The sequence below is a fragment of the Pseudomonas sp. Irchel s3b2 genome (assembly GCF_900187445.1).
Lineage (GTDB): Bacteria > Pseudomonadota > Gammaproteobacteria > Pseudomonadales > Pseudomonadaceae > Aquipseudomonas.
The window spans coordinates 162,654-185,471 of sequence record NZ_FYEB01000005.1; the positions used below are offsets into that span (position 1 = coordinate 162,654).

Sequence of the window (22,818 nt, forward strand, 5' to 3'; positions counted from 1 at the left end):
TTGATTAGCGAGCATAAAAAAGTGGTCACCGCGTCAACAGTGGCCACTTTTTTCTACGGCGTATTAATTAATGGCCGTACACGTCAAAGTCGAAGTACTTGTCCTGCACTTGCTTGTACTTGCCGTTGGCGCGGATTTCAGTGATGGCGGTGTTGAATTTGTCCGCCAGCTCTTTATCACCCTTGCGCACAGCGATGCCGGCACCGCCGCCGAAGTACTTGGCGTCTTCATAGGTCGGGCCGACGAAGGCGAAGCCTTTACCGGCGTCGGTTTTCAGGAAACCGTCGTCCAGGTTGACCGAGTCGGCCAGCATCGCGTCGAGACGACCGGCGACAATGTCCAGGTTGGCTTCCTGCTGGGAACCGTAACGCACCAGGTTGATGCCCGCCGGTACCAGCACTTCAGTGGCGAAACGATCGTGGGTACTGGCGCGCAACACACCGACTTTCTTGCCTTTGAGCTCGGTCAGCGGATCCTTGACGTCGGTGCCTTCCTTCATCACGAAGCGCGCCGGGGTGTGGTAGTACTTGATGGTGAAATCGACGTTCTTCTTGCGATCGTCAGTGATGGTCATGGACGACAGGATCGCGTCGATTTTCTTGACCTTCAGGGCCGGAATCAGGCCATCGAACTCTTGCTCGACCCAAGTGCACTTCACCTTCATCTGCTCACACAACGCATCGCCGATGTCCACGTCGAAACCGGTGAGTTTGCCGTCAGGGGTTTTCATCGAAAATGGCGGGTAACCGGCTTCGATACCGAGGCGGATCGGCTTGGCGTCATCGGCCACGGCGGTCAGGGACAACATCGACAGTGCCAGGGCACCGAACATCACTCGCTTGTTCATTTATAACTCCTGTGTGGGGAGGCTTTTATTGGCAGCTTTCGATTGATAACTTTCGGTTAGTGAAGACCGAAGTGGCCGGCAGTCTAGAGTGGCTTCAGGCGGGCAAATTGCGCTTAAGCGACAAATACTTATAGAAAACAAGATGAGAAGTTCAAGACGCTTGACCGTGCGCCACGGTGGTGCAAGGGCTGTAGGACAATCCTTGGCTTCAGACAAAACCTACAAGATTTCGGGCGTGATCCGATTGAATAGTCGCACTGGCGATGATCTTTTTTTTGCGGCACATTGACCCCGCCAACCCATCCCGAAAGAGAAGCGTGATGCCCCCGTTGAACCTGATCCAGCACCATCCTGCCGAAGGTCCTGGCGCCATTGCCGAATGGGCTCGGTCCCGTGGCATTACGCTGAACGTGTTTCGCGCCGACCTCAGCCAGTTGCCGCCCGTGAGCGCGGCACCGGTGATCCTGTTGGGCGGGCCTTATGAATCCAACGCCGGGCCGACGTGGCTGGAAGCGGAGCGTCAGTGGCTGGCAGATAGTCTGGATCAGGGCGCGTCGGTGTTTGCGATTTGTCTGGGCGCGCAATTGCTGGCGTTGAGCCTGGGTGGGAATGTGCGGCGGATGTCTCGCCCTGAAACTGGCTGGACCACCGTGACCTTTGCCGATGGCCAGGTGCTGAAGGTGCTGGAATGGCACGAAGATGCGATCGATCTACCGGCGGATGCGCAATTGCTGGCCAGCAGTGACGTGTGTGAGCAGCAGATGTATCGCGTCGGGGCGACGCGGGTGGGGCTGCAGTTCCACCCGGAGTGGAATGCCGAATCGGTGGCGATACTCAATGAGCACTTTGCCGAGGAGTCGCCGTTGCCACGGGGGCCAGAGGACAGCGCTTCCTATGCAGCGGTGTTTTGCTGGTTGCAGGCGACGCTGGATGAGTGGTGGACCGCTTCATCAATTAATCGCTGAATCTAAAAATTGATGGACTTTTGTGGCGAGGGGGCAGGCCCCCTCGCCACAGTCGATCACCTGTGCCTGAATGTCAGCATTCGCAACCAATGACCGTCGTCGCGGTGCGTGCAACCGCAACACTCAATTCAAACCCCTCATCCAGCCACCCCGTCACCCCGCCGATCATCTCCTTGACCGGGTAACCCAGCGCCGCCAGTTTCACCGCGGCCTTGTTGGCGCCGTTGCAGTGGGGCCCTGCGCAATAAACCACGAACAGCGTGGATTTCGAATAAGCCGCCAGGCCGTCAGCCGTGATCAGTCGCCCCGGGATGTTGATCGCGCCCGGCACATGTCCGCGTTCGAACGCCAATGGTCCGCGCACGTCCACCAGGACAAAATCCACCTCGCCGGCCTGTTGGCTGCCGTAGACGTCGGAACAATCGGTTTCAAAGGTCAGACGGTTGCTGAAATGCATCAGGGCAATGGCAGAGGGGGCGGCGGGAATTTCGCGAACCAGGCTGGGCATGGGTTGTACTCCAAAGTCTCGGTGGGTATGGGAAGACTTTATCTGCCCCGCGCTTGCCGCTACAGTGGCGCACAAGACACTCACCGGGAATTTTCCGCCAAATGCAGCCCTCCCCTGGATTGGTCGCGATTCTGGCCTACGACGGCCTCTGTACTTTCGAATTCGGCATCGCCGTGGAGATCTTCGGCCTGGCGCGGCCGGAGTTCGATTTTCCTTGGTATGAGCATCGTATCGTCGCCGTCGACCAAGGGCCGATGCGTGCCATGGGTGGCATTCAGGTGCTGGCCGACGGAGGGATGGAACTGCTTGAAGAAGCCCGGACCATCATCATCCCTGGCTGGCGCGACCGCAGCGCAGCGGTGCCTGAACCCTTGCTCGCCGCGCTGCGCCAGGCTCATGCCCGGGGCGTGCGGTTACTGTCGATCTGTTCCGGGGTATTTGTACTGGCGGCCACCGGTTTGCTGGACGGTCACGGTGCCACGACGCATTGGCGCTACACCACGGAACTGGCCGAACGTTTTCCGGACATTCAGGTGGACCCGGACGTGCTCTATGTCGATTCGGGCCAATTGATCACCTCGGCCGGCAGCGCCGCGGGCATCGATGCCTGCCTGCACCTGGTGGCGCGGGATTTCGGCACTCAGGTAGCCAACTCGGTGGCGCGGCGGTTGGTGATGTCGCCGCAACGCACCGGCGGTCAGGCGCAGTTCATTCCGTCACCGGTCAGCCCGACGCCACGCAGCGATCTGTCGCGGGTCATGCAATGGGCACGGGAACGTCTGCACGAACCGCTGGAGGTTCGCGACCTTGCCAGTGAAGCGGCCATGAGTGAACGCACGTTCCTGCGGCGGTTCACCGAAGCCAGCGGCCTGCCGCCCAAGGCATGGTTGCAACATGAGCGCCTGGCCCGGGCCCGCGAGTTGCTGGAGAGCACCCGCCAGAATACCGAGCAGATTGCCCAGCACTGCGGTTATCGTTCGGTGGAGAGTTTCCGGGTGGCGTTTCGCAGTGTGGTCGGAGTGCCACCGTCGGTGTATCGGGAGCGGTTTGGGCGCGAGGTCAGGGCGATTTCTTGAGGTGTTATTGAGGGCCCCTTCGCGGGCAAGCCTCGCTCCTACAGTAGGGCCACCGTGGTCCAATGTAGGAGCGAGACTTGCCCGCGAAGGTGTAAGTCCAGACACCCGCTATCTCAAGACTTGCGCAACAAATAGGTATCCATAATCCACCCGTGCGCCAGCCGCGCCGCCTTGCGCACGCGCTCGATCTCATCCGCGACATCCTTGAGCTTGCCACTGATCAGGATTTCATCCGGCGTCCCCAGGTAAGCCCCCCAGTAAATCTCCGTCTCCTGATCGGCCACGTGATGGTAGGCATCTTGGGCATCCAGCATTACCACCAGGCTGTCGGCATCACTCACCTGCCCCGCTGCCAACCGCCGGCCGGTGGTGATTTCAATCGAGCGACCGATGCGATTCAGCGGCACCTTATGTTGCGCCGCCAACGCCTGCACGCTGGTGATCCCAGGGATCACCTCGAACTCGAACACACACCGGCCTGACGCCAGAATCGCCTGCAGAATCCGAATGGTGCTGTCGTACAACGCGGGATCGCCCCACACCAGAAAACCGCCGCACTGCTCGTCGGTCATTTCCTCGTTGATCAGCCGCTCGAAGGTCTGCTGCTTGGCGCGGTTCAGGTCTTCGACGCTGGCCTTGTAATCCACATCCCCGCGTTCCCGCTCCGGGCTGTGGGCTTCGACGAAGCGGTAGTCGCGATCGGTGATGTAGCGCTCGCAGATCTCGCGGCGCAGGTCGATCAGTTTGTCTTTGCTCTGGCCCTTGTCCATGAGGAAAAACACATCGACGCGGTTCAGCGCCTTCACCGCCTGCATCGTGATGTAGTCGGGATTGCCGGCGCCAACACCGATGACCAGAAGTTTTTTCATCAACGTGCTCCCTCAGGGTCCGTGCCCATCAAGCGTAGCCGCCAGCGACCGTTGAACCGCAACTCGATGGCCGACAATGGCTCGACGTCGATCTGGTTGAACGCCGCGCCCTGCAGCACCTGCGTCAGTGCGGCGCGAATGACAAAAGGATGGGTAATGGCAACGATATGCCCCGGCGTCGTCTCGAGGGTATTCAACCATGCAGCCACCCGCTCACCGAGTTGCGCCACCGATTCTCCGCCGTGAGGTGCCGACGTCGGGTCATTAAGCCAGGCCTGGAGCGTCTCGGGTTCGGCTATTTGCAGGTCGTCGATCGACGTGCCTTTCCAGCGTCCGAAATCACAATCTGCCAGTGCCGCGACAATCTCAACGTTGTCGCCGAACAGCTCAGCGGTTTGCCGGGTCCGCAGCTCCGGGCCACAGAGCAAACGGGGTGTGCCCTTGAACTGGCGGCAACGCGAACCCTTCGCCGAATGCCCGTCCATTTCTAATGGCTCATTCGTAGGAAAACACGCCAGTTTTTGTGCGACGGTTCGAGCGTGGCACATCAGGGTCAAGCGGGTCGCCTGCACGGAAGATCACTCTGTCGATGGGATGAAAAATGGCACGATGCCGCGGAAAATCGGGTCATTGTGCCGCAAGAAGCGCGATTCAGGGTGCTTCGTTTCAAGCAATCGATCGGATTCACAACCCCATTTCATCCACGAGAAGTAGCGATCCCTGACACCACTATGGGCGATGTCCTACAAGGTCAATCGACATCCGCGTAGCTCTGCACGCACGGGCGTTTCGCCCCATTTTTGGGCTTGGGAAATCCGTGAGATAATTCACTAGACATGTAGCACACGTTACATAAATACTATTTTAGCAGTTTGTGAAATAAAACAGACACATCCATCCAGCAGGAGCCCGGATGCCCCCACTCAGAGACCTGATCACCGATTGCGGCCTGGACTTCACGCTGTCGGAACGCAAAGTCATCCGTGCCTTATTGGACCAGTACCCGCGAAACGGACTGGGCCCGATGTCACGTCTGGCCGAACATGCCGGTGTCAGCGATCCGACCATTGTGCGGCTGATAAAGAAGCTTGGTTTCAGCGGTTATGCCGAGTTTCAGGACGCATTGCTCAGCGACATGGACGACCGCTTGCGCTCCCCCAGTACCCTGTTGCAACCCCGCGCCCATCTCAAGAAAGATGATCCCTGGGGCCACTATCTGGAGAACAGCCATCGGGCATTGGTCGACACCCAGGCGCTGACCCAACCCGAAGATGTACGAATTCTGATCGAATGGCTGCTCGACACCCGCCATCAGGTCCATTGCTTCGGCGGCCGCTTCAGCAGTTTCCTCGCCAACTATTTGCTCAACCATCTGCGCCTGTTGCGGCCCGATTGTTTTGCCCTGGAAGATAACGCGCAATTGCCGGACCGGTTGTTCGACGTGCAGCGTCTGGACGTGGTGCTGGTGTTCGACTATCGCCGCTATCAGTCCCAGGCCCTGCGGGTCGCCAATGCCGCGAAGAGCCGTCATGCGCGGGTCGTGCTGTTCACCGACATCTATGCATCACCGCTGCGGGAAATGGCCGACCTGATCATCAGTGCACCGGTGGAATCGGCGTCGGCCTTCGACTCGATGGTTCCGGCGCTGGCCCAGGTTGAAGCACTGGTTGCCTGCCTGTCCCTGCGCAGCCCCGATCTGGCCGATCGCCTGGAAGGCATCGATGCCCTGCGGACCGACTTCGACACTCACCTGCTGGAGGATTAATAAGGATGTTCACGCTCCCCCACCACTCGCCCCGGGACTTGCCGTTTGCCGCCGACCACACCGCGCTGTTGCTGGTGGACATGCAGCGTGCCTGGCTTGAGCCGCAGTTCGACCCGCACCTCAACGGACCGGATGCCGAATATTTTCTGACCCGTGCCCACATGCAGGTGGTGCCCAATCAACGCCGGTTGCTCAGTGCCTTTCGCGAAGCACGGCAAAACGTGTTGCATACGCTCATCGAAAGCCTTACTGCCGATGGTCGCGACCGCTCGCTGGACCACAAACTCTCGGACATGCACCTGCCCAAGGGCAGCCCGCATGCGCGAATCATCGATGACCTGACGCCAGTCGAAAACGAAATCGTGCTGCCCAAGACCTCTTCCGGGGTCTTCAACTCCACCAACATCGACTACGTGCTGCGCAACCTTGAAACCCGGCACCTGATCATCGCCGGCATCGTCACCGACCAGTGTGTCGACATGGCCGTGCGTGATGCCGCCGACCGCGGCTATCTGGTGACGCTGGTCGAAGATGCCTGCGCCACCTACACCGAACAACGGCATCACGCCTGCCTGAATGCCATCAAGGGTTACTGCTGGATCACAGACACCCAGACCGTGCTCGGCCGGTTGCAGGAGATGCAGCCATGAGCGCTCACCTGTCGCCACTGCCGATGACCACTATCGTCACCACCGACCTGATCGGCGTGACGCGCGGCCGTTCCTTTCCCACTGACGAACTCGATGCCTATCAGGTGGCGGGTTGCGGCTGGGTACCGGCCAACAGCGCCCTGACCCCGCAAGACATCATCGCCTCCAGCAATCCATGGGGTGCTTATGGAGACTTGCGGCTGATCCCCGACTTGAGCAGCCGTGTGACCGTCAACAACGGCCCGGACGCCAATGCCCCGGCGCTGGACTTCATTCACGGCGACATTCGCGAAACCGATGGCCGCCCGTGGGGCGCCTGTCCGCGCACGCTGTTGCGCAACGAGGTGGCGCGTTATCGCGACGAGTTGGGACTGCAGATCAACGCCGCGTTTGAACATGAATTCAACCTCGGCAGTGGCTCGGCTGAGCATTTGGCGTTTTCTCTTGAGGCACAGCGCCAGGGCGCCGAATTCGGCGGCTGGTTGCTCAGCGCACTGCGTGCCGGCGGTGTGGAGCCGGAGATGTTCCTACCGGAATACGGCAAGCACCAATACGAAATCACCTGCCGCCCGGCCCTCGGTGTCGCCGCTGCCGACCGCGCGGTGAACGTGCGCGAGATCACCCGTGAGATCGCCCGCCAAATGGGCCTGGACCTGAGTTTCGCGCCCAAGACCTCCGGGCAGGCGGTGTGCAATGGCGTGCATTTGCACCTGAGCCTGCAGGATCTGGCCGGCCACCCGGTGATGTACGACGCCGGCACCAGCAACGGCCTGTCGACCCTCGGCCAGCATTGGGCCGCCGGCGTTCTGCACTATTTGCCGGCGCTCTGCGCCTTTACCGCGCCGACGCCGGTTTCCTACGAGCGCTTGCAGCCCCATCACTGGAGCGCTTCCTACGCCTGTCTCGGCCAACGCAATCGCGAAGCGGCGCTACGGATCTGCCCGACAGTGAGCCTGGGCGGCAAAGCCGTGGCGGCGCAGTACAACCTGGAATTTCGCGCCATGGACGCCACGGCCTCGCCGCACCTGGCGATGGCCGCGTTGTTGATTGCCGGTCGGCTGGGCATCGAGCAGCGCCTGGCCTTGAACGCGATCACCGATGAAATCCCCGATTCGCTGGACGAAGAGCAACGCCAGGACCGCGGCATCGTCGCCCTGCCCGTCTCTCTGTCCCAGGCTCTGGAGTGCCTGCGCAACAGCGAGGCGTTGATCGAAGCCCTACCGCGCGCCTTGCTGGACACCTGGTTCGCCCTTAAAACCGAAGAACTGAAGTTGACGGAACAGCTCTCGCCCGCCGATCTTTGTGAGCACTATGCGCGCTTGTACTGAGTCCGCCGAACGGGGGCTCTACACCCAGACTGCGTATACCCTGAGCCGGGAAGCCTCCGAGCACCCGCTGATTCTGGTGTGTGAACACGCCAGTCGGTTTATCCCGGCCGGGTTAAATGACTTGGGCTTGAGCCATGAGGCCGCCTGCGAACACATCGCCTGGGACATCGGCGCCCTGGCGTTGGCCGAGGGCTTGTCCGAAGCATTGGGCACCACCCTGTTGGCGGCCAACTATTCACGGCTGTTGATCGACCTCAACCGCCCGCGCCATGCGCCGGACAGCATTGCGTTGCAGAGCGAGATTTATCAGGTGCCGGGCAATCGGGAGCTGGATGAGGTCACCCGCGAATATCGCCGGCACTGCCTGTTCAAGCCGTTTCATGCGCGCCTGCAAACCTTGATTGACGCCCGTGTGGCGCAAGGTCGACCGGTTCGCGTGGTGGGGATTCACAGTTTCACGCCGATCTATTACGGCCAGCCACGAACGCTGGAAGTCGGCGTGTTGTATGGGCAGGCCAGGGAATACGCCCAGCGAGTGATCGACGGGCTGAGCCGACATCCCTTGAAAGTCGCCGGCAATCAGCCGTACAAAGTCGATCCGCTGGGTGACATGACCGTGCCGGTTCACGGCGATGCACGAGGACTGGACTCGGTACTGATCGAGGTGCGCAACGATCTGCTGCGCATGCCCGAGGACATCGGTCGCTGGACCGACTATCTGGCGCCACTGCTGTAGAGCAATAGCTTCAAACTCGCAGCGTGCAGCTGTTTTCACAATCAAGGAGAAGGACTTCATGGAAATTGAAGAATTCGGCTACAAGCAAGAGTTGAAACGTAGCCTGTCACTGACGGACCTGGTGGTGTACGGGATGATCTTCATGATCCCCATCGCCCCGTTCGGCGTTTATGGTTACGTCAACGCCGAAGCACCGGGAATGGTGCCGCTGGCCTACATCATCGGCATGGTAGCGATGCTGTTCACGGCGCTGAGTTACGGCAGTATGGCCCGGGCCTTTCCGGTTGCGGGCTCGGTGTACTCCTACGCACAACGTGGCCTCAACCCGCATGTCGGCTTTATCGCCGGTTGGCTGATGCTGCTCGATTATTTGTTGATTCCGCCGCTGCTCTACGTCTATGCGGCGATGGCGCTGAATCATTTGTACCCGGACATCCCGAAAGTCGGCTTCATCCTGGCCTTTCTGGTCAGCGCCACCTTCGTAAACCTGCGGGGCATTACCTTCACCGCGCGGATGAACATCATCTTTCTACTGGCGCAACTGGTGGTGCTGGGGATCTTCCTGTTCTATGCCTGGAATGCCCTGCACAGTGGCGGCGGTAACGGTCAGCTGACTCTGGCGCCGCTGTACAACCCCGAGACATTCAACTTCGCCCTGCTGATGCAAGCGGTATCGATTGCCGTGCTGTCGTTCCTCGGTTTCGATGCCATTTCCACCCTCGCCGAAGAGATCAAGGGCGACCCGGGCCGCAGCGTCGGCAAGGCTGCGCTGATCACATTGCTGGTGATGGGTGTGATCTTTGTCGTGCAGACCTGGATTGCCACCGATCTGGCCGCCGGCCTGGGCTTCAAGTCCGCCGACACGGCGTTCTATGAAATCGCCGAAATCGCCGCTGGCAGCTGGTTGGCCACCCTGACCGCCGTGGCCACCGCCCTGGCCTGGGGCGTAGCCGTCGCGATCACCTCGCAAGCGGCGGTTTCGCGCCTGTTGTTCGGCATGGCACGGGACGGCAAACTGCCGAAAGTGCTGGCCAAGGTGCACCCGAAACACAACACGCCGTACATGAGCATCTATCTGGTGGCGGTGCTGTCGCTGGTGATCTGCTATCTGTTCATCAACTCGGTGGACACCCTCACCTCCCTGGTGAACTTCGGCGCCCTGAGCGGCTTCATGTTGCTGCACCTGACCGTGATCAACTACTACTGGCGTCGGCAGAAATCCGGCCAGGTGATCCGTCACCTGATCTGCCCGGTGATCGGCTTCATCATCGTCGCGGCCATCATGTACAACATGGGTGTCGATGCACAGAAGCTCGGCCTGATCTGGATTGCCCTGGGTCTGGTCTATCTATTTTTCCTCAACAAGCTGGGTGCCAGTACGGTCCTACCCGACCCAAGCAATGGCTGACAAGAAAAAGAGCAGCGTCTGACACGAATTCAGGCGACCGCCGATTTAATGCGTGGTAACCGACAGTGATAGTCAGGTTCGGTGCAAATCGCCGAACCCTTTGATACAGGAGTACATCCATGCTGGTCTTACGCCCGGTGGAGTTAACCGACCTGCCCCAGTTGCAACAACTGGCGCGCGACAGTCTGGTGGGGGTCACGTCCTTGCCGGACGACACCGAACAGCTGCGCAAGAAAATTCTCGACTCCAGCGCTTCATTCGAAAAAGACGTCCGGGGTCCTGGCCCGGAGAATTATTTCTTCGTGCTGGAAAATCTCACGACTCGCCGTCTGGTCGGCTGCTCGGAAATCCTCGCCACCGCAGGGTTCAACGAGCCGTTCTACAGTTTGCGCAACCGCCATTTCACCAGCGCTTCACGGGAGCTGAACATCGAGCACGGGGTGCCGGCGTTGTCGTTGTGCCACGACCTCACTGGTCATACTTTGCTGCGCGGCTTCCACATCGATACGACGCTGGAACGCACGCGGTTTTCCGAATTGCTGTCCCGGGCGCGACTGCTGTTCATTGCCGCCCACCAGGCGCGCTTTGCCGAAGCGGTGATCACCGAAATCGTTGGCTACAGCGACGAACAGGGCCAGTCCCCGTTCTGGGATGCACTGGGCAAGCATTTCTTCGACCTGCCCTACGTCGAGGCCGAGCGGCTTTGCGGCCTGCAGAGCCGGACATTTCTCGCCGAACTGATGCCGCAATACCCGATCTACGTGCCAATGCTGCCGCCGGCTGCACAGGCATGTATCGGCCGGATTCATCCTGACGGTCAGGAGGCCTTCGACATTCTTGAACGCGAAGGCTTCGAGACGAACAGCTACATCGACCTGTTCGACGGTGGCCCGACGCTGTACGCACGCACCTCGAACATTCGCTCCATCGTCCAAAGCCAGACCGCTACGGTGCACCCTGGCTCAGTCATCGATGCCCGCGGCAGTTACCTGGTGAGCAACGATTCGTTGAAGGGTTACCGCGCCATTGTTGCCGAGCTGGACTACCACGCCGGGCAACCCGTGGCCTTGAACGCCGAGATGTGCGCAGCACTGAATGTGACCGACGCCAGTGCAATCCGGTTAATCGCCCTGTGAGCCACCGCCGGCCCCGTACCCAACGACAGTGCCCGAACAGGCGCGAAGAAGGAGCTGCATCATGATTGTCCGCCCAGTTCAAGTCACCGACCTGCCCGCCCTGCTGGATCTGGTGCAACGGGCCGGCCCCGGCTTCATGACCCTCCCGGCCAACGAGGAGCGCCTGGCCCTGCGAGTGCGCTGGGCTCAGCGCACCTTTGCCGAACAGGTCGAGCGCGCAGACGCCGATTACCTGTTCGTGCTCGAAGACGACGATCAACAAGTGGTCGGCGTCAGTGCCCTGGCGGGCGCCGTCGGCCTGCGGGAGCCCTGGTACAACTACCGGGTCGGACTCACCGTCAGCTCGTCGCCGGACCTGGGTATTCAGCGCCAGATCCCCACATTGTTCCTGAACAACGAAATGACTGGTCAATCGGAAATCTGTTCGCTGTTTCTGCGACACGATCAACGCCACGGCAATAATGGTCGATTGCTGTCGCTCGCGCGCCTGCTGTTCGTTGCCGAATTCCCTCACTTGTTCGGCGACAAGCTCATTGCCGAATTGCGTGGCAGTGCCGATGAACAAGGCTGCTCACCGTTCTGGGACAGCCTGGGCCGGCACTTTTTCAAGAAGGATTTCAGTCATGCCGATCATTTGTCGGGGCTGGGCAGCAAATCGTTCATTGCCGAGCTGATGCCACGCCAACCGCTCTACACCTGCCTGCTCACCGAACAGGCCCAAGCGGTGATCGGCAAGCCACACCCGAACACCGAACCTGCGCTGAAGATCCTCACTGCCGAGGGGTTTTCTCATAAGGGTTACATTGACATCTTCGACGCCGGCCCGGTGATCGAAGCCCCGGTGTCGAGAATCCGCACGGTGCGTGACAGCCAACGATTGGAGCTGGCCATCGGCACGCCCGACGATCAGGCCCCGGTGTGGCTGATCCACAACCGCCGCCTGGAAAACTGCCGCATCACCACTGCCCAGGCGCGGCTGGTCGGCAACAGCCTGATCGTCGACCGACTCGTTGCCAAACGCCTGCAACTGCAACCCGGCAACTCGGTCCGCGCCGTGCCGCTGCGCAACCAACAGCAGCAGGCGGTGGCGGCGTGATTGTGTAGCAGCCTTCGGCAGCTGCTACAAGGAATCGCGTCGAAGCCCCAGGATTCGTTCAATCCAGCTTAAAAAGCGTCGCCCAGCGGCACCCGGTATTCCGACCACTGCATGCCCCATGCAAATTCGTCATAATTGCTCACCCGCCCCCGTGATAGCCTTTTGTTCCTTCGGCGTTGACACTTTTGCTCAAGCCCTTCCATTCCTTTGTGTTGGTGGAACTCATATGTCCAGGCTGTCTCATCAAGATTTACGCCGTAATTTCCGCCAACTGTTCGCTTCCAACGCCTGCTATCACACCGCCTCGGTCTTCGACCCCATGTCGGCACGCATCGCCGCCGATCTGGGTTTTGAAGTGGGGATTCTCGGTGGTTCGGTCGCGTCGTTGCAGGTGCTGGGCGCCCCTGACTTTGCGTTGATCACCCTGAGCGAGTTCGCCGAGCAGGCCACCCGCATCGGCCGCGTGGCCCAATTGCCGGTGATCGCCGACGCCGACCACGGCTATGGCAATGCGCTCAACGTCATGCGCACCATCGTCGAACTCGAACGCGCCGGCGTGGCCGCCCTGACTATCGAAGACACCCTGTTGCCGGCGCAATTCGGCCGCAAGTCCACCGACCTGATCACGGTTGCCGAAGGTGTCGGCAAGATTCGCGCGGCGCTCGAAGCCCGGGTCGACTCGGAAATGGCAATCATCGCCCGCACCAACGCGGGGATCCTGCCAATCCAGGAAATCATCAGCCGCACCCGGCATTACCAGCAGGCCGGTGCGGACGGGATTTGCATGGTAGGCGTGCAGGACTTCGATCAACTGGAACAAATCGCCGAACACCTGAGCGTACCGCTGATGCTGGTCACCTACGGCAACCCGCTGCTGCGTGACGACAAACGTCTGGCCGAACTGGGCGTACGCATCACCATCGACGGCCATGGCGCCTACTTCGCTGCGATCAAGGCCACGTACGACAGCCTGCGCGAACAGCGGCAGATCTTTACCCAGGCTTCAGACCTGAACGCCACTGAACTGACCCACACTTATACGCAGCCTGAGGAATATATTCGTTGGGCGGAAGAGTTTATGAGCGTCAAGGAGTGAGGGTTCGGCTGAATTGACGATGTGGCATCTGGGCCCTGTGGCGTGGGGACTTGCCCTGATGCCGGTAAGTTAAGACACGGAACCCTGTAGGAGCGAGCTTGCTCGCGAAAGCGGTATATCTGGCGGCATCAATGTTGACTGTACTGCCATCTTCGCGGGCAAGCCCGCTCCTACAGATTCCGTGGCGATCACACTATTGTGGTGTAACACCAATTTGTGGGAGCGGGCTTGCCCGCGATACGGTTGCGCAGCAAGCGGCCATCCACTGCTTATCTGGGGATCAGAGCCCCCGGCACTTGAATCACCCGACTCGCCAACCGATGTCCGGCCGCGGCAGCCTCAACCGGGCTGCCACCCTTGAGCCGACAAGCCAAATACGCCGCGCTGAACGAATCCCCCGCCGCCGTGGTATCCACCACCCGTTCGACCACGTGCGCCGGCACTTCGAACGACTCACCATCACAGCGAATCAGACACGCCTCGGCACCGCGTTTGAGCACCACTTCGAGCGTGCCCATCTGCTCGTAAGCGGCAAACACCGCCGCGCAGTCGGAAAAGTGGAACAGCGCCTGCTCATCCTCAACCGTCAGCAACGCCAGGTCGATATAAGGCAGAACGCTGCGATAAGCCGCCCGTGCTTCCTCGATCGACGCCCACAAGCGTGGCCGATAATTGTTGTCGAACACGATCCGCGCATCCCTCTGCCGGGCTTCGATCACGGTTTCCAGAAGTTTTTCCCGCCCCTGCACACCGAGCACCGCCAACGTGATGCCGCTGAAATACAACACGTCGTAATCCGGCAGCGCCGCCAGAATCGGCGCGGCCGCTGGAGTTGTGAAGCAATCGCGCACCGCCGCTTCGTTGCGCCAGTAGAGAAAACGCCGCTCGCCGGCCGCGTCGGTCTGGATGCAATACAGGCCGGGCAAGCGACCGGGCAAGCGCTGGACCATGTCTAGGCCAATGTTTTCGCTGGCCCAGCTCCGGCACATCGCGTCACTGAAACTCTCATCGCCCAGGGCGGTGACGTAATCCACTGTGCCGCCATCGCCCAGCTCACGGGCCAGGTAGACCGCGGTGTTCAAGGTATCGCCGCCGAAGCTTTGTTGCAGCGTGCCATCGGCGCGCTGCTGCAATTCGATCATGCATTCGCCGATCAGGGCGATGCGCGGGATGTTGGGGCCTAGGGTATTGATGGTGTTCATTGATGTTGTGTCTCTGGTGTTTCGGTGGTGGCTCGGCGGACGCCTTCGCGGGCAAGCCTCGCTCCTACAGTTTTTGTGTCGAACCCAAATTTATCCCGTAGGAGCGAGGCTTGCCCGCGATGGCCGCACCTCGGTCTGGAACCTTAAAAACAGGTTTCCATGGTTTCAATCACCTGCAACTGCTCATCCACCAAACACCCAACGCGCCACTTGTCGAACGTCAGGCACGGGTGCGAAGTACCGAACGAAATGATATCGCCCACCCGCAACTCAATCCCCGGCGCCACGGTCATGAACGCATGCTGGTCCATCACCGCCGTCACTTTGCAGGCACTCACATCATCGCCGGTCGCCGGCACCACACCGGCCTTGTAACGCAGCAACGGCACCGGCAAACCGGCGTCATAGGCGACGTCGCGTTTGCCCAGGGCGATCACCGCAAAACCCGGTTCCGGCAATGACTGCACATGCGCCCAGACTTCCAGCGCCGGGCGCAAACCTTCGTGCAGATCGCTGCGACGGTCGAGCACGCAGCATTGCGCCTCTTTGTAGATGCCATGGTCGTGGGCCACGTAACTGCCGGGGCGCAACACGCTGAGGAAACGCCCACCGGCGTTCTGAGCTTCGAAGGACTCGGCAATCAAGTCGTACCAGGCCGAACCCGAAGCGGTGATGATCGGTTTGGCAATGGCGAACGCACCGCTGTCCTGCAACTGCACCGCCAGACGCACCAGTGAATCGGCGAAATCGCGAATGCCAGTCACCGCGTGATCGCCGTGAATCACCCCTTCGTAACCCTCGATCCCGGTCAGCGCCAACGCCGGTTGCGCCGCGATAGCCTTGGCCAGCGCGAGTACTTCGGCTTCGGTGCGACAACCGCAACGACCGCCGACCACGCCGTACTCGATCATCACGTTCAGGCGCACACCGCGCGAGGCGAAATACACGCCGAGGTCCGCGACGTTATCCGGGTGATCGACCATGCAATAGAAATCGAAGCTCGGATCTGCCAACAGATCGGCGATCAGCGCCATGTTCGGCGTGCCGACCAATTGGTTAGCCATCAGCACCCGGTGCACACCATGGGCGTAAGCCGCGCGGGTTTGCGTGGCGCTGGCCAGGGTGATGCCCCAGGCACCGGCGTCCAGTTGGCGACGAAACAGCGCCGGGGTCATGCTGGTTTTACCGTGCGGCGCCAGTTCCGCGCCGCTGTGGCTGACGAAGTCCTGCATCCAGCGAATGTTGTGTTCCAGCGCATCGCGGTGCAGCACCAGCGCCGGCAGGCTGACGTCACGCACCAGATTGGCGCCAGTGTGGGCAAAGCCCTTTTCCACGGAGGCAATGTTTTTGGCAGAAGACATGGTCGAACTCCTCACACACGCGGCCGCAGGCAGCCGCTGTTATTCGTTGATACGCCGGGCGAGGCTATTGGCGCTGTCGATCAGCACCCGGCGATAGTCGTTGTAATTGTTCTTCGCATCGGCCCGTGGGGCGACGATGCACAGGGTCGCGATGGCGATGCCGTTCGGGTCTTTGACCGGGGCGGCGAAGCAATGGGTAAAGGTGTCGGCGACGCTATCGAAGGAAAAGAACCCATCAACACCGGCCTGGCGGATTTCCTCGAGAAACCGCTCCAGCGGCAGACGTTCGCCATCGGGCAGGATGAAGTCGTCGGGGTCAATCAAATCGACGATCTGCTGATCGCTCAGGTGCGCCAGCAGGAGACGCCCGGAAGCGGTCCAGGGGATCGGCGCGTTCTCCCCTATGTCCGAGGAAATGCGGAAATGCCGCTCGCCCTCTTTCATCAACGCCACGGTGTATTTGCGCCCGTTGAGCAGGCACATCTGCGCGGTTTCGCGGGTCTGGCTGACGATCTCCTGCAAGGCAAGATCGGCCTCACGGGTCAGGTCGAAATGGCGCAAATGCGCCTGCCCGAGAAAGTACAACTGACGACCGAGGTAAACGTGACCGTCCTTGCCCACAGGTTCAAGAATGCGCCGTTCCAACAAGGACGCGACCAGTTCGTAGACCGTGGATTTCGGGCTGCCGATGCCGCTGGCGATTTCGTTCGGACGCAGGGGCTGGCCGATTTCCTTGAGGAAATCGAGAATGTCGAACGCCCGGTCCAGACCGCGAGCCCGGCGCTTGATGGTGTCTTCGGTCATGTTTCAGGTTCCCATTCAGAGTGCCGGGCAATCTACCAGATCATGCCCTTAATGATCGTTCCCACGCTCCGCGTGGGAATGCCGCCAGGGACGCTCCGCGTTCCGCTTCCGAGAGTGACGCAGAGCGTCACGGGATACATTCCCACGCAGAGCGTGGGAACGATCGGTGCCAGAAATCAGGCCTTTTTCTTGTACGCGACGCAATCAATCTCGACCTTGCAATCGACCATCATGTTCGCCTGTACGCAGGCCCTCGCCGGGGCGTGTTCGCTTTTGAAGTACTCGGAGAACACCTTATTGAAACTCCAGAAATCCCGCGGGTCTTCCAGCCACACGCCGGTACGGACCACGTCTTCCAGACCGTAGCCGGCTTCTTCCAGGATCGCGATCAGGTTTTTCATGGTCTGGTGAGTCTGCTCGACAATCCCGCCCACGATAATTTCGCCGTCCAGCGCCGGCACCTGGCCGGACACGTGCAGCCAGCCATCGGCTTCGACGGCGCGGGCGAAAGGACGGGGCTGGCCGCCACCGGCGGTGCTGCCGGTGCCGTAACGAGTAATGCTCATGAGTGTTTCTCCTGATTGAAAAAGTTAAAAGCGAGTGCTCTTGAGAAATTCCGCCAAACGCGGCGATTGCGGGCGCTCGAACAGGTCCTTGGGCGGCCCCTGCTCCTCGATCCGCCCCTGATTCATGAATACGATCTTGTCCGACACCTCGAAGGCAAAGCGCATTTCGTGGGTCACCAGCAGCATGGTCATGCCGTCTTCGGCCAGACCCTTGATCACGTTCAACACTTCGCCGACCAGTTCCGGATCGAGGGCCGAGGTGACTTCATCGAACAGCATCAGGCTCGGGTTCATCGCAATCGCCCGGGCAATCGCCACGCGCTGCTGCTGGCCGCCGGACAACTGACCGGGGTAATGATCGCGACGGTCCAGCAGGCCAACCCGCTCCAGCCATTTTTCCGCCAGCGCCACGGCTTCCTCCTTGTGCAGTTTTTTGACCTTGAGCAACCCGAGGGTAACGTTCTGCAATGCGGTGAGGTGCGGGAACAGATTGAATTGCTGGAACGCCATGCCCGTCATGGCGCGATGCCGGGCGATGACTTTTTCCGGGTGCCGCACGCGCTTGCCGTTGACCTCGTGATAGCCGATGGATTCGCCATCGAGCAAAATCTGCCCGCCCTGGAACTCTTCGAGCATGTTCACGCAGCGCAGCAACGTGGTCTTGCCTGAGCCGCTGGAGCCGATCAGCGTTACCACATTGCCGCGCTGCATGGTCAAGTTGACGCCCTTGAGCACTTCGAGCTGGCCGTATTGTTTGTGCAAGCCGCGGATGTCCAGCAGCGCTTGATCCTGTGTCGAAACTTGAGCTTGTGTCATGGCAAGGCCACCCGCTTTTCAATGTGCCGGCCGAGTAATTCGATGGCGTAATTGATGATGAAAAAGAGCAAACCGGCGAACAGGTAAAACTCCAGGGTCATGAATGTCCGGGCGATGATCTGTTGGGTGCTGAGCAGCAATTCGGCCACGCCGATCACTGACAACAGCGTCGAAGCCTTAACGATCTCGGTAGATGAGTTGACCCAGGTCGGCAAGATCTGCCGCAACGCCTGGGGCAACAACACGTAGCCCAGTGCCTGGTAAAACGTCAGGCCGATGGCCTTGCTCGCTTCCATCTGGCCACTGGGCAGCGCTTGCAATGCACCGCGCACAATCTCCGCGACGTGGGAGCCGCAAAACAGCGTCAATCCCAGGGTGCCGGCCCCGAATGCGCTGATTTGCCAGCCCAATGCCGGCGCCATGTAGAAGCAGGCCAACACCAATACAAACACCGGTGTGCCACGAATGATGTCGACGTAAAAGCGGAACGGCGCACGCATCCAGAACGTGCCGTAGGTGAGCACCAGACCGGCAACGATGCCGACCAGCGTGCCCAACAAAATCGCCAGCGCCGAGCACTGCACACTGGTCAGAAAACCCTGCCACAGGACTTCCCGCGCCACCCATAACTCATGCAACCAACTGGGGGATTCGTACATGGGAGGCCTCCTATCGACGAATCGCCAGACGCTGTTCGAGGTAACGCAGCATCATGGCAATGAGGTAACAGGCCGCAACATAGAGCGCTGTGGTCACCAGCCAGGTTTCAATCACCCGGTAGCTCTCGACATTGATCTTGCGCGCGTAATAGGTCAGCTCCGGCACGGCAATCGCCGCCGCCAGCGAGGTGTCCTTGAACAGCGAAATGAAGTTGTTCGACAGCGCCGGCAGCACATTGCGCAGCATCACCGGCACGGTGATGTACGCCTTGACCTGCCACTCGCCGAGCCCGATGGCCAGGCCGGCTTCACGTAACCCCTTGGGAATGCTCAACAGCCCCCCGCGAAACACTTCGGTCAGGTACGCCCCGGCATACAGCGACAGGGTGATGATGAACGACGGAATCTTGTCCAGACGAATGCCCAGGCTGGGCAATGCGAAGTAGATCAACAGAATCAACACCAGAATCGGCGTATTACGGATCACCGTCACATACACCGACGCCAGCCCCCGCAATGCGCGATGCTTTGACAGCAACGCAAACGCCATCAGCAGGCCGATCACGCAGCCGATGGCAATCGACACCAGCGCCAGCTCAAGGCCAAGACCGAGCCCCGCCAGCAAGGTGTCGAAATCGCGCCAGACGGCGGCAAAATTCAACTGATAGTTCATGGTCAGCAGTACCTTGAGCGGGGCGCATTAGCGGCGCCCCACTCTCACGGGATCATTTGTATTCGACGGGGAAACCGATGGTTGGGGTAGGTAGATCGACTCCGAACCACTGCTTGAACGACGCGGCATACGTCGGGAACTCAACGCCCGTCATGGCTTCATGCAGGACGGTATTGACGAAGTTCAGCCAGTCCTGATCGCCGCGTTTGACCGCACAGGAATAGGTTTGCGGGCTCCAGGCGTAGGCCGGGCTTCGATAGCGACCAGGGTTCTGCACCATCAGATACTTCACCGACGACTGATCGGTGGCCGCCGCATCGGCACGGCCGGAGTTCACCGCCTGATACATCAAATCCACGCTGTCGTACTGATCGACCTTGGCCTTGGGTAGCGCCTGATGCACCAGTTCTTCGGCGTACACGTTCTGCAGCACCGCCACGATCACGCCGTCACCGGCGGCTTTCAGGTCGTCGATTTCCTTGTACTTGCTGTTAGCCGGCAATAACAGGCCCACACCTTCGCGGTAGTACGGCAGGGTGAACGCCACTTGCTGGGCGCGGCTGGCGGTCACGGTGATGAACTGGCAACTCATGTCGACCTTGTCGGTCAGCAGATTGGGAATCCGCGCATCGGACGACTGCACCACGAACTCGACCTTGCTCGGGTCGTTGAACAACCCTTTGGCCACCATTCGCGCGATATCAATATCAAAACCCTGCAACTTGCCATCCGCTCCCTGGAAGTGCCACGGCGCATTGGTACTGCCCGTGCCCACGATCAACTTCCCACGGGCCAGCACGCTGTCGAGCTTGCTATCCGCCGCCTGAGCGACACCCATGACAGCGGCCGAAGCCGCGAACAGAAAAACACACGCTTTAAACAACGAAGGTCGGCGATGCATGGCAAGCACTCCTGGGTCATGTTTATTCCGCTATACCGGAATACGGTATGTAACAACGGAATAGACAGCAGAAAGTGTGCCACAGGATGTGAGCGGAATCCTGGGGGAATTGAAAAGTGTTTTGAATCAGATGGATGGCGTTAGCGCGAGGAAGGCGTTACAAAATGGACAATTGAATGAACGCTACCGTTGGCCACAACGCACGGGTACTTGCACCACAGTTGAAGGTGTAACGATTTAAAACAAGGCAAGACAACCTCGCCTTTGACCTGCCCGGATGAATGCCGCAGCTCGGGGACTTTTGCAGCTCTACCGCTCGCTTTGTTGAATGTACGTTGGATGAGTCATGTTTGAGTCGTCTGACAGATCGCTATCGCGAGCAGGCCCTGATACCGGTAAGACGCGGAACCCTGTGGGAGCGTGGCTTGCCCGCGAAGAATGCACCGCGGTTTTTCAGGTATTACGCGTCATCGTTCTTCGCGGGCAAGCCACGCTCCCACAGGTACTGCGTCTTGACTTATAGGCATTGGTGCTAATGCTTGAGCGACGCCAACACACGCTCGGCATTCGCCCCGCAAGCCATGCCTTCGGGCCGTGTCTGGATGTTCTCGATCACCTCCAGTAACTGCGCCTTGCTCTGGGCCAGGTGCAGTTGCATCGCTTCGATCTGTTCGACCTTGCGCCCAAGGCTCGTCACCAGTTCGTCGTGATTGAACTCACCCGTCGTAGCATCCGGTAGCAGCAGTTTCAGCTCTTCGAGGCTGAAGCCGGCCTGCTGTGCGCACTGGATGATTTTCAGGGTTTGCAACACTTGCGGCGGGTAACGCCGATAGCCGTTGGCCTGCCGCTCGACCTGACGAATCAGGCCCTGAGCCTCGTAAAAACGAATGCGCGAAGCGTTCAACCCGCTCTGTTGCGCCAATTCACCAATCTTCATCACGGCCTCATTTGCACGCTTGACATTAAAGTTAACTTTAAGCTTAGCCTCTACGCATCACCCACGAGGAGTCAAGCATGTCGCCCTTCCAGACGTTGAATTTGCCCAACGGCCAGACCATCGGCAATCGCATCGCCAAAGCCGCGATGGAAGAGAACCTCGCCGATACCGGGCAGGCACCTTCCGGCGAGTTGTTTCGGCTGTATCAAGCCTGGGCCGAGGGCGAAGCCGGGCTGTTGCTGACCGGCAATGTGATGATCGACCGCCGCGCCATGACCGGCCCCGGCGGCGTGGTGCTGGAAGATGAGCGACACCTCGAACGCTTTCGTCAGTGGGCAACCATAGGCCGAGCCGGTGGCGCGCAGTTCTGGGTGCAACTCAATCATCCCGGTCGCCAGACCATGGCCAACCTCGGTCAGCAAGCGTGGGCACCCTCGGCCGTGGCGCTGGATCTGGGCGGGTTTTCGAAGATGTTTGCCGAACCCAAACCCATGGGCGAAAACGACATTGCAGAGGTCATTCAACGTTTCGCCACCAGCGCCGCTCTGGCGGAAAAGGCCGGCTTCACCGGGGTACAGATTCATGCCGCGCACGGTTACCTGATCAGTCAGTTTCTCTCGCCGTTGACCAATCGCCGCACCGACCGCTGGGGTGGTTCTCTGGAAAATCGTGCGCGTCTGTTACTGGAAGTGCTCAGCGCTGTTCGCAAGGCTGTATCGCCGCAGTTTTGCGTGGCGGTGAAGCTCAATTCCGCGGACTTCCAGCGTGGCGGTTTCGACGCCGACGATGCCCGGCAAGTGATCCGGTGGCTCAACGACCAGCAAATCGATTTACTGGAACTTTCCGGCGGCAGCTACGAAGCCCCAGCCATGCAAGGCGAGGCTCGCGACGGTCGAACCCTGGCACGAGAAGCGTACTTTCTGGAAATGGCCGGCGAACTGGCCGGTGTGGCGAGCATGCCGGTCATGGTGACTGGAGGGATTCGGCGGTTGGCGATCGTCGAACAAGTGCTCGACAGCGGCATCGCCATGGCCGGAATCGGCACGGCAATGGCCATTGAACCGGACCTGGCTAAACGCTGGCGTAAAGGCCAGAACAGCCACCCGCAGTTGCCACCGATTCGTTGGAAACGCAAAGCCCTGGCCGCGCTGGCGAACATGGCCGTGGTGAAATTCCAACTCCATCGACTGGGCCGCGGGCGCAAGCCTAGACCGCAGATCTGGGCGGTATGGGCATTGATCCTCGACCAGTTGTACATCGCTCGGCGTACCCGTCAGTACCGGCAGGCAATGGGCAAATAACCGAAGATGAAACTTGTAGGAGCGAGCTTGCTCGCGAAAGCGGCGTGTCAGGCGACATCAATGTTGACTGTGCCGCCGTCTTCGCGAGCAAGCTTCGCTCCTACAGGGGTTTGCCAGC

The 22,818-nt window shown here is 60.1% G+C and carries 24 protein-coding genes; 11 read left to right on the forward strand and 13 right to left on the reverse strand.

Going from position 1 to position 22,818, the window contains the following annotated elements; translation table 11 throughout:
• Nucleotides 1-67 precede the first annotated feature (67 nt).
• Complete coding sequence (locus CKW20_RS14130; RefSeq protein ID WP_095053454.1) at nucleotides 68-847, reverse strand: ABC transporter substrate-binding protein; 780 nt, start codon at nucleotides 845-847, stop codon at nucleotides 68-70.
• A gap of 320 nt (nucleotides 848-1,167) precedes the next feature.
• Here CKW20_RS14130 and CKW20_RS14135 point away from each other — a divergent pair, with 320 nt between their 5' ends.
• Nucleotides 1,168-1,812 (forward strand): type 1 glutamine amidotransferase, encoded by a 645-nt coding sequence (locus tag CKW20_RS14135; protein ID WP_095053455.1) that lies wholly within the window; start codon nucleotides 1,168-1,170, stop codon nucleotides 1,810-1,812.
• 73 nt (nucleotides 1,813-1,885) lie between these two features.
• Here the strand turns inward: CKW20_RS14135 and CKW20_RS14140 are convergent, their stop codons facing one another.
• Entirely contained in the window at nucleotides 1,886-2,320 is a 435-nt protein-coding gene (locus CKW20_RS14140) for a rhodanese-like domain-containing protein (protein WP_095053456.1), read from the reverse strand.
• Between the two features lie 101 nt (nucleotides 2,321-2,421).
• On the opposite strand from CKW20_RS14140, the gene ftrA reads away from it, so the two are divergent.
• A complete protein-coding gene (gene ftrA / locus CKW20_RS14145) occupies nucleotides 2,422-3,396 on the forward strand; it encodes a transcriptional regulator FtrA (protein ID WP_095053457.1) in 975 nt (324 codons plus the stop codon).
• A gap of 113 nt (nucleotides 3,397-3,509) precedes the next feature.
• Here ftrA and cobF read toward each other — a convergent pair whose 3' ends face one another.
• The gene (cobF, locus tag CKW20_RS14150) at nucleotides 3,510-4,265 is read right to left on the reverse strand and encodes a precorrin-6A synthase (deacetylating) (protein ID WP_095053458.1); all 756 of its coding nucleotides are present in this window, start codon (nucleotides 4,263-4,265) and stop codon (nucleotides 3,510-3,512) included.
• Entirely contained in the window at nucleotides 4,265-4,837 is a 573-nt protein-coding gene (locus tag CKW20_RS14155) for a histidine phosphatase family protein (protein ID WP_095053459.1), read from the reverse strand. The genes cobF and CKW20_RS14155 overlap by 1 nt, the downstream gene beginning before the upstream one ends.
• Before the next feature lie 341 nt (nucleotides 4,838-5,178).
• Between CKW20_RS14155 and CKW20_RS14160 the strand changes: the two genes are divergently transcribed.
• The 8 genes from CKW20_RS14160 to CKW20_RS14195 all read left to right on the forward strand — a co-directional run bounded on the left by CKW20_RS14160 (nucleotide 5,179) and on the right by CKW20_RS14195 (nucleotide 13,480).
• Nucleotides 5,179-6,030 (forward strand): MurR/RpiR family transcriptional regulator, encoded by an 852-nt coding sequence (locus CKW20_RS14160; protein ID WP_095053460.1) that lies wholly within the window; start codon nucleotides 5,179-5,181, stop codon nucleotides 6,028-6,030.
• Nucleotides 6,031-6,035: 5 nt separating this feature from the next.
• Entirely contained in the window at nucleotides 6,036-6,680 is a 645-nt protein-coding gene (locus tag CKW20_RS14165) for an isochorismatase family cysteine hydrolase (protein ID WP_095053461.1), read from the forward strand.
• Nucleotides 6,677-8,008, forward strand: coding sequence for a glutamine synthetase family protein (locus CKW20_RS14170; RefSeq protein WP_095053462.1), 1,332 nt, complete (start codon nucleotides 6,677-6,679; stop codon nucleotides 8,006-8,008). The genes CKW20_RS14165 and CKW20_RS14170 overlap by 4 nt, the downstream gene beginning before the upstream one ends.
• A complete protein-coding gene (locus CKW20_RS14175; RefSeq protein ID WP_095053463.1) occupies nucleotides 7,992-8,744 on the forward strand; it encodes an N-formylglutamate amidohydrolase in 753 nt (250 codons plus the stop codon). The genes CKW20_RS14170 and CKW20_RS14175 overlap by 17 nt, the downstream gene beginning before the upstream one ends.
• A 58-nt stretch (nucleotides 8,745-8,802) precedes the next feature.
• Nucleotides 8,803-10,152, forward strand: coding sequence for an APC family permease (locus CKW20_RS14180; protein ID WP_095053464.1), 1,350 nt, complete (start codon nucleotides 8,803-8,805; stop codon nucleotides 10,150-10,152).
• A 119-nt stretch (nucleotides 10,153-10,271) separates the two neighbouring features.
• A complete protein-coding gene (locus CKW20_RS14185) occupies nucleotides 10,272-11,288 on the forward strand; it encodes an arginine N-succinyltransferase (protein WP_095053465.1) in 1,017 nt (338 codons plus the stop codon).
• A gap of 61 nt (nucleotides 11,289-11,349) precedes the next feature.
• Complete coding sequence (gene astA / locus CKW20_RS14190; RefSeq protein ID WP_095053466.1) at nucleotides 11,350-12,384, forward strand: arginine N-succinyltransferase; 1,035 nt, start codon at nucleotides 11,350-11,352, stop codon at nucleotides 12,382-12,384.
• A gap of 226 nt (nucleotides 12,385-12,610) precedes the next feature.
• Entirely contained in the window at nucleotides 12,611-13,480 is an 870-nt protein-coding gene (locus CKW20_RS14195) for an oxaloacetate decarboxylase (protein WP_095053467.1), read from the forward strand.
• A gap of 269 nt (nucleotides 13,481-13,749) precedes the next feature.
• On the opposite strand, the gene CKW20_RS14200 is transcribed toward CKW20_RS14195, so the two are convergent.
• From CKW20_RS14200 to CKW20_RS14240, 9 genes are all read right to left on the reverse strand, one after another.
• A complete protein-coding gene (locus CKW20_RS14200) occupies nucleotides 13,750-14,682 on the reverse strand; it encodes a sugar kinase (protein WP_095053468.1) in 933 nt (310 codons plus the stop codon).
• Nucleotides 14,683-14,825: 143 nt separating this feature from the next.
• Nucleotides 14,826-16,043 (reverse strand): amino acid deaminase, encoded by a 1,218-nt coding sequence (locus CKW20_RS14205; RefSeq protein ID WP_095053469.1) that lies wholly within the window; start codon nucleotides 16,041-16,043, stop codon nucleotides 14,826-14,828.
• A 39-nt stretch (nucleotides 16,044-16,082) separates the two neighbouring features.
• Nucleotides 16,083-16,847, reverse strand: coding sequence for an IclR family transcriptional regulator (locus CKW20_RS14210; protein ID WP_095053470.1), 765 nt, complete (start codon nucleotides 16,845-16,847; stop codon nucleotides 16,083-16,085).
• Nucleotides 16,848-17,023: 176 nt separating this feature from the next.
• The gene (locus CKW20_RS14215) at nucleotides 17,024-17,413 is read right to left on the reverse strand and encodes a RidA family protein (protein WP_038982964.1); all 390 of its coding nucleotides are present in this window, start codon (nucleotides 17,411-17,413) and stop codon (nucleotides 17,024-17,026) included.
• A 24-nt stretch (nucleotides 17,414-17,437) separates the two neighbouring features.
• Nucleotides 17,438-18,229, reverse strand: a complete 792-nt coding sequence (locus CKW20_RS14220; RefSeq protein ID WP_095053471.1) for an amino acid ABC transporter ATP-binding protein — start codon at nucleotides 18,227-18,229, stop codon at nucleotides 17,438-17,440.
• The gene (locus CKW20_RS14225) at nucleotides 18,226-18,888 is read right to left on the reverse strand and encodes an amino acid ABC transporter permease (RefSeq protein ID WP_063340153.1); all 663 of its coding nucleotides are present in this window, start codon (nucleotides 18,886-18,888) and stop codon (nucleotides 18,226-18,228) included. Before CKW20_RS14225 ends, CKW20_RS14220 begins: the two co-directional genes overlap by 4 nt.
• A gap of 10 nt (nucleotides 18,889-18,898) precedes the next feature.
• Nucleotides 18,899-19,561 (reverse strand): amino acid ABC transporter permease, encoded by a 663-nt coding sequence (locus CKW20_RS14230; RefSeq protein WP_018927655.1) that lies wholly within the window; start codon nucleotides 19,559-19,561, stop codon nucleotides 18,899-18,901.
• A 52-nt stretch (nucleotides 19,562-19,613) separates the two neighbouring features.
• Entirely contained in the window at nucleotides 19,614-20,462 is an 849-nt protein-coding gene (locus tag CKW20_RS14235) for a transporter substrate-binding domain-containing protein (protein WP_095053472.1), read from the reverse strand.
• Between the two features lie 532 nt (nucleotides 20,463-20,994).
• A complete protein-coding gene (locus tag CKW20_RS14240; protein WP_095053473.1) occupies nucleotides 20,995-21,399 on the reverse strand; it encodes a MerR family transcriptional regulator in 405 nt (134 codons plus the stop codon).
• 77 nt (nucleotides 21,400-21,476) lie between these two features.
• Between CKW20_RS14240 and CKW20_RS14245 the strand changes: the two genes are divergently transcribed.
• Complete coding sequence (locus CKW20_RS14245) at nucleotides 21,477-22,700, forward strand: NADH:flavin oxidoreductase/NADH oxidase family protein (protein WP_095053474.1); 1,224 nt, start codon at nucleotides 21,477-21,479, stop codon at nucleotides 22,698-22,700.
• Nucleotides 22,701-22,818: the final 118 nt, after the last annotated feature.

Excerpts from the sequence above, each read along its gene's own strand:
- CKW20_RS14210 (WP_095053470.1), bottom strand. The coding sequence starts at position 16,847 with ATGACCGAAGACACCATCAAGCGCCGGGCTCGCGGTCTGGACCGGGCG.
- CKW20_RS14130 (WP_095053454.1), bottom strand. The coding sequence starts at position 847 with ATGAACAAGCGAGTGATGTTCGGTGCCCTGGCACTGTCGATGTTGTCC.
- CKW20_RS14140 (WP_095053456.1), bottom strand. The coding sequence starts at position 2,320 with ATGCCCAGCCTGGTTCGCGAAATTCCCGCCGCCCCCTCTGCCATTGCC.
- CKW20_RS14230 (WP_018927655.1), bottom strand. The coding sequence starts at position 19,561 with ATGAACTATCAGTTGAATTTTGCCGCCGTCTGGCGCGATTTCGACACC.
- CKW20_RS14160 (WP_095053460.1), top strand. The coding sequence starts at position 5,179 with ATGCCCCCACTCAGAGACCTGATCACCGATTGCGGCCTGGACTTCACG.
- CKW20_RS14200 (WP_095053468.1), bottom strand. The coding sequence starts at position 14,682 with ATGAACACCATCAATACCCTAGGCCCCAACATCCCGCGCATCGCCCTG.
- CKW20_RS14225 (WP_063340153.1), bottom strand. The coding sequence starts at position 18,888 with ATGTACGAATCCCCCAGTTGGTTGCATGAGTTATGGGTGGCGCGGGAA.
- CKW20_RS14240 (WP_095053473.1), bottom strand. The coding sequence starts at position 21,399 with ATGAAGATTGGTGAATTGGCGCAACAGAGCGGGTTGAACGCTTCGCGC.
- CKW20_RS14175 (WP_095053463.1), top strand. The coding sequence starts at position 7,992 with ATGCGCGCTTGTACTGAGTCCGCCGAACGGGGGCTCTACACCCAGACT.
- CKW20_RS14165 (WP_095053461.1), top strand. The coding sequence starts at position 6,036 with ATGTTCACGCTCCCCCACCACTCGCCCCGGGACTTGCCGTTTGCCGCC.
- CKW20_RS14215 (WP_038982964.1), bottom strand. The coding sequence starts at position 17,413 with ATGAGCATTACTCGTTACGGCACCGGCAGCACCGCCGGTGGCGGCCAG.
- CKW20_RS14180 (WP_095053464.1), top strand. The coding sequence starts at position 8,803 with ATGGAAATTGAAGAATTCGGCTACAAGCAAGAGTTGAAACGTAGCCTG.
- CKW20_RS14220 (WP_095053471.1), bottom strand. The coding sequence starts at position 18,229 with ATGACACAAGCTCAAGTTTCGACACAGGATCAAGCGCTGCTGGACATC.
- CKW20_RS14195 (WP_095053467.1), top strand. The coding sequence starts at position 12,611 with ATGTCCAGGCTGTCTCATCAAGATTTACGCCGTAATTTCCGCCAACTG.
- CKW20_RS14205 (WP_095053469.1), bottom strand. The coding sequence starts at position 16,043 with ATGTCTTCTGCCAAAAACATTGCCTCCGTGGAAAAGGGCTTTGCCCAC.
- ftrA (WP_095053457.1), top strand. The coding sequence starts at position 2,422 with ATGCAGCCCTCCCCTGGATTGGTCGCGATTCTGGCCTACGACGGCCTC.
- CKW20_RS14135 (WP_095053455.1), top strand. The coding sequence starts at position 1,168 with ATGCCCCCGTTGAACCTGATCCAGCACCATCCTGCCGAAGGTCCTGGC.
- astA (WP_095053466.1), top strand. The coding sequence starts at position 11,350 with ATGATTGTCCGCCCAGTTCAAGTCACCGACCTGCCCGCCCTGCTGGAT.
- CKW20_RS14170 (WP_095053462.1), top strand. The coding sequence starts at position 6,677 with ATGAGCGCTCACCTGTCGCCACTGCCGATGACCACTATCGTCACCACC.
- CKW20_RS14185 (WP_095053465.1), top strand. The coding sequence starts at position 10,272 with ATGCTGGTCTTACGCCCGGTGGAGTTAACCGACCTGCCCCAGTTGCAA.
- CKW20_RS14235 (WP_095053472.1), bottom strand. The coding sequence starts at position 20,462 with ATGCATCGCCGACCTTCGTTGTTTAAAGCGTGTGTTTTTCTGTTCGCG.
- cobF (WP_095053458.1), bottom strand. The coding sequence starts at position 4,265 with ATGAAAAAACTTCTGGTCATCGGTGTTGGCGCCGGCAATCCCGACTAC.
- CKW20_RS14245 (WP_095053474.1), top strand. The coding sequence starts at position 21,477 with ATGTCGCCCTTCCAGACGTTGAATTTGCCCAACGGCCAGACCATCGGC.